The sequence below is a fragment of the Candidatus Methylomirabilota bacterium genome (genome assembly GCA_027293415.1).
In the GTDB taxonomy this organism is placed as follows: domain Bacteria; phylum Methylomirabilota; class Methylomirabilia; order Methylomirabilales; family CSP1-5; genus CSP1-5.
On the sequence record JAPUFX010000150.1, the window covers coordinates 1 to 4179 of the forward strand.

Below are 4179 nucleotides of genomic sequence, written 5' to 3' on the forward strand. Positions count from 1 at the left end.
TATCCTCGGGGGCCCGTTCTTGGGTTTATCGTTCGGGACCATCTCTTGACCATCGTTCTTGCGGTGACCTGCCTCGCGTTAGGCATCGTGGCCATCCGGTCTCGTCGTGGGGAGCGAGCCCGCTCCCTGCGGCTCGAGAATATCCTAATCCTCGGGACCTATGTCCTGGGATTGTGGTTGCTCTACACCCTGGGTAGCCCATGAGGTGAGGCCCTGTCATGGCATCTGCAACCCCTAACTTATTGCATAGGTGTAGTTGGAAGGTTTCATCACGAGCGAGAATGAGAGTGTAAAAGTGGTGGTCGAAAACACGAACGAAGGGGGGGCCCGATGAGGGTGTTGGTGCTCAACTGTGGAAGTTCCTCCCTGAAATTCCAGATCATCGAGCTTGCGACGACCACAATTCCAACAGGACAGGCCCGCAGACTGGCACGCGGTTTCATTGATCGGATAGGTGGTGAGGCCACGTGCACGTTTAGGGTCAATAGTGGCGCCCCGCATCGCGAGACGGTCCCCATTCGCAACCACGATGAGGCCGTTCGAAGGGTCTTTGCCTGGGTCGATGCACAGGATGGTAAGGCGCTCCGCAAGCCTGACGCGGTCGGGCACCGCGTCGTCCACGGCGGCGACCGCTTCGCAACACCGGTGTTGATTGACGATGAAGTCATCGCCGCCATTGAGGACCTGAATGAGCTGGCCCCCCTCCACAATCCCGCATGCGTGAGCGGGATCCGGGCGGCCCGCGCGGTGCTGGGACCGGGTGTCTCGATGGTGGCCGTCTTCGACACAGCCTTCCACCAGACCCTCCCGGACTATGCATCGGTCTATGCCATTCCCTACGATCTTACGGTCCGCCACAAGATTCGGCGCTACGGTTTCCACGGCATCGCGGACCACTACAGCACTCTTCGCTATGCTCAGCTCACCGCCACGCCCTCCGATCGGGTGAACATTATCACGCTCCATCTGGGGAACGGCTGCTCGGCCAGCGCCATCCGGGACGGGAGGTCGGTGGATACGTCGATGGGTTTTACTCCTCTCGAGGGGCTCGTAATGGGGACGCGCTGTGGTGACCTGGACCCGGCCCTCGTTGGCTACCTCGCCCGGAAGGAGGGTGTTCCCGTCACCGAGGTCGAAAGGTGGCTCAACGAGCGATCGGGATTGCTCGGCATTTCCGGCCGCTCGAACGACATGCGCGAGTTAGTGGTACATGCGCAAGAGGATGCGCGGACCCGTCTCGCGATCGACCTCTTCTGCTACCGGGCGCGCAAGTATATTGGTGCGTACCTGGCTGCCCTCGGCGGGGCGGATGCCATCGTCTTTAGCGGTGGCATCGGCGAACATGCACCAGTGGTACGTACCAGGATCTGCGAGGGCCTGGAGTGGTGTGGGCTGATCCTCGATCCCGACCGGAATGCCGCGACGGTGGGCGCTGAAGGACGGATCACCGCCGATGACGCCCGTCTCCACGCCTATGTGATCCCGGTTGACGAGGAGCTGCTCATCGCAGAGGATACGATTCGCTGCATCGAGGGGTAACACTGATCAGAAGAGGGAGGAGGAGACCATGACTAGGAAAATCTCCCCAAAAGAACTGCAAGCCATGGACGCGTACTGGCGCGCGGCAAATTACCTTTCCGTTGGACAAATCTATCTCCTCGACAATCCCCTCCTGAGGGAACCCCTGAAGTTAGAACACGTCAAGCCCAGGTTGCTCGGACACTGGGGGACCACTCCGGGGCTTAACTTCATTTATGTTCATCTCAACCGTGTCATCAAGGACCATGATCTGGAGATGATTTACATTGCCGGCCCTGGTCATGGCGGTCCCGGCCTCGTCGCCAGTACGTACCTAGAGGGGACGTACGGTGAGGTATACCCCAACATTTCGCAGGATGCCGAGGGGATGCGGAAGCTATTCAGGCAGTTTTCATTCCCCGGGGGTATCCCCAGCCACGTGGCACCCGAAACCCCTGGCTCTATCCACGAGGGGGGTGAACTCGGCTACGCCGTCTCTCATGCTTATGGAGCGGCCTTTGACAACCCCGACCTCATCGTTGCCTGCGTGGTGGGTGACGGGGAAGCCGAAACGGGCCCCCTTGCGGCTGCTTGGCATTCGAACAAGTTTCTCAATCCGGTCGGCGACGGTGCCGTGTTACCCATCTTGCATCTCAATGGGTACAAGATTGCCAATCCGGCGGTGCTCGCACGGATCAGCCATGAGGAACTAGAAAGCTTGTTCGTTGGCTACGGTAACAAGCCCTATTTTGTTGAGGGCTCTGACCCCGAAATGATGCACCAATTGATGGCGGCAACCCTGGATACCGTGATTGCTGAGATCAAGGCGATCCAGCACGATGCCCGCAGTAAGGGTAACGCCAAGCGTCCCCGGTGGCCGATGATCGTCCTGCGGACTCCTAAGGGCTGGACAGGTCCGGAAGAAGTCGACGGCAAGAAAACGGAAGACTCCTGGCGATCGCACCAAGTTCCCTTCGCCGAGATGGCAACGAAGCCGGGTCATGTCAAGATGCTCGAAGAGTGGATGAAGAGCTACAAGCCCGAAGAACTCTTTGACGAGACCGGAAAGCTGGTTCCAACACTTGCCGAGCTGGCGCCCAAGGGGCATCGTCGCATGGGTGACAACCCCCACGCCAACGGCGGCATCCTGCTCAAAGATCTGAAGATGCCCGATTTCCGGGAGTATGCTGTCGATGTCCCCAGACCCGGTGCCGTTGTGGCTGAAGCGACGCGCGTCATGGGACGCTTCTTGCGCGACGTGATGAAGCTCAACATGGACGAGCGGAATTTCCGGGTGTTCGGGCCGGACGAGACTGCCTCGAATCGTCTTACCGCGTTATTCGAGGTAACGAATCGGACATGGACGGCCGACACGATCCCAGAGGACGACCACCTTTCTCCGGACGGTCGGGTGATGGAGATCCTCAGCGAACATACCTGCCAGGGCTGGCTGGAAGGGTATCTCCTCACCGGTCGCCACGGGTTTTTCTCCTGCTACGAGGCGTTTATCCATATCGTCGACTCGATGTTCAATCAACACGCCAAGTGGCTCAAGACCACCCGCAACGAGATTCCGTGGCGGCGCCCCATCGCCTCCCTGAACTATCTGCTGACGTCCCACGTCTGGCGGCAGGACCACAACGGCTTCAGTCACCAGGACCCCGGGTTTATCGATCACGTCGTGAACAAGAAGGCGGATGTCATCCGGGTGTACTTTCCCCCCGATGCCAACACCCTGCTCTCCGTTACTGACCATTGCTTGCGGAGCCGCAACTATGTCAATGTCATTGTGGCAGGGAAGCAAACTCAACCGCAGTGGCTTGATATGGATGCTGCCATCAAGCATTGCACTGCTGGAATCGGGATCTGGGAGTGGGCGAGCAACGATAAAGGGACCGAGCCGGACGTGGTGATGGCATGCACGGGAGACGTGCCCACTATTGAAACCCTCGCTGCCGTTGACTTACTCGGCCAACATGTCCCCGACCTCAAGGTGCGGGTCATCAACGTGGTTGACCTGATGACGCTTCAGCCGGAGGAAGAGCATCCCCACGGGCTGTCGAATTGGGAGTTTGACACCCTCTTCACCACTGACAAGCCGATCATCTTCGCGTATCATGGTTACCCCTGGCTGATCCACCGCCTGACCTACCGGCGGACGAACCATAAGAACCTCCACGTCCGAGGGTATAAGGAAGAGGGAACCACCACCACGCCCTTTGACATGGCTGTCCGCAACGATCTGGATCGCTTCCACCTCGTCGAGAGTGTGATTGATCGGGTGCCAAAGCTTGGGTATATGGCTGCATATGCCAAACAGGCGGTCCGCGATAAGCTGATCGAGCACAAGCAGTATATCGAAAAGTATGGTCAGGATATGCCTGAGATTCGCGAATGGACATGGAAGCGGAGCGACGCTTGAGTGCGTGAAGTTCGTGGCGACGCGGCGACGGCTAGCTCACGTCGCAGTAAATAACAATGGTGAGACAGTCTGAAAACGAATCGTGAGGAAGCGCGGGTAGGGTGGAAGGTTAAAGTTTGAACTCGACGATATCCCCCGGTTTGAGTCGGTGGACTTTCCCCTTGAGTCCGATCTTGATAGACGGTGCTCTGCCGGTACCAGAGTAGACTCTGAGCTTGCCCGGCCTGATCACAATCTCA

Annotated in this window: 3 protein-coding genes; all 3 read left to right on the plus strand. The window is 58.6% G+C overall.

Annotated elements, in window-relative coordinates:
- A partial coding sequence (locus tag O6929_10825; GenBank protein ID MCZ6480879.1) for a hypothetical protein occupies positions 1-204 on the plus strand: 204 nt, incomplete at its 5' end.
- 126 nt (positions 205-330) lie between these two features.
- Positions 331-1539 carry an acetate kinase gene (locus O6929_10830; protein MCZ6480880.1) on the plus strand — a complete coding sequence of 403 codons (1209 nt, stop codon included), beginning with the start codon at positions 331-333 and terminating at the stop codon, positions 1537-1539.
- A complete protein-coding gene (locus O6929_10835; protein MCZ6480881.1) occupies positions 1514-3940 on the plus strand; it encodes a phosphoketolase family protein in 2427 nt (808 codons plus the stop codon). The genes O6929_10830 and O6929_10835 overlap by 26 nt, the downstream gene beginning before the upstream one ends.
- The last annotated feature ends 239 nt before the right edge of the window (positions 3941-4179 follow it).